The sequence below is a fragment of the Moorena sp. SIO3I6 genome (genome assembly GCF_010672095.1).
On the sequence record NZ_JAAHHU010001523.1, the window covers coordinates 1 to 1188 of the forward strand.

At 38.6% G+C, this 1188-nt stretch carries 1 protein-coding gene; it reads left to right on the forward strand.

Annotated features, from left to right (window positions below; genetic code table 11):
• A partial coding sequence (locus F6K49_RS50870) for an asparagine synthase-related protein (RefSeq protein ID WP_293110518.1) occupies window positions 1-1123 on the forward strand: 1123 nt, incomplete at its 5' end.
• Between the last annotated feature and the right edge of the window lie 65 nt (window positions 1124-1188).

The window sequence follows — 1188 nt, forward strand, 5'->3', positions numbered from 1 at the left end:
TTTAACGATTTATTCTGATTGTGATACTCCTTCGGCTGTTGAGACGGCTTATGTAGATACTGTATTGGCCCAGGGTGGTTTTAACCATCATGTTGCCAAAGTAGGTAATCCCATTAGTGCTGCTCAAACCGTTACCCCTTGGTTAGACCAACCAGTGCAAATGCCTACCCCAGCAATGTTACTGGCGATTGTTCGGGAGGTCAAACAACAAGGTGCAAGGGTGGTGTTAACGGGACATGATGGGGATACTATTGTTTCCCACGGTAGGGATTATCCTCATGAGTTACTGGCATTAGGGGAATGGGAAAAGGTTCTAAAAATAGTAGAAGGTCGCTATCAAAATAAGTCTGACAGTGCTAAGGACATTGAATCAGATTTGTATAACTATCTTCTGCCTTATGGCACAGAGTTAGTTAAAAAACTTGCTATAAAAAACTATATCAATTTATTTTTTAGGCCAGGTAAGTACTGGAATATATCGCCCAAAAAAACTATTAAAATCGTCTTGCAGAGCATCTATCACAATTTTCGCAGGGTAAACTTGAATAAATTCAATGGCAGTATTAGTAATCAATTCGCTAAGTCTATTAAGTTAGGTAAATTACTCCAAGATGAATTCAATTATCAATTTGGCTACTTACCTACTGAATATTTAAACCATTACCGAGCCATAACTTCCGGTAATATGCAGGAAGGTAGCGAACAAATTGATGGGATTAGTGCAGCAGTTAGCATCGAAGCTCGTCATCCTTTTTTAGATAAAAGAGTGATTGAGTTGTGTTTAGCAGCACCCGCTCATTTGAAATACTGTAATGGTTTTGGGCGCGGTGTAATGCGGCGGGGGATGAAGGATATATTGCCTGAAGAGGTTCGTCGGCGCAAAAGCAAGGTGGATTTTTATGGATTTATTATCAACAGGATGGAAACTGCTGAAAGCAGTGTAATTAAAAATTTATTGTTAGAGCAAAAATCAAATTTATCTCATTACCTAAATACCAATGCGGTACAAGAAGACTATCAAAAGTTTTCAAACTCTGCGGCTAAATGGCAGCAGAGAAGGCGAGAAGCCAGGATGATTAATTGTGCAATTTATTTGTCACTTTGGTTAAAGTTAATCGACTAATTGTAGTTAAATACTTGACCGCTATCGCCTTAACAAATCAAACTACTCACGGAGTAAACCAATGA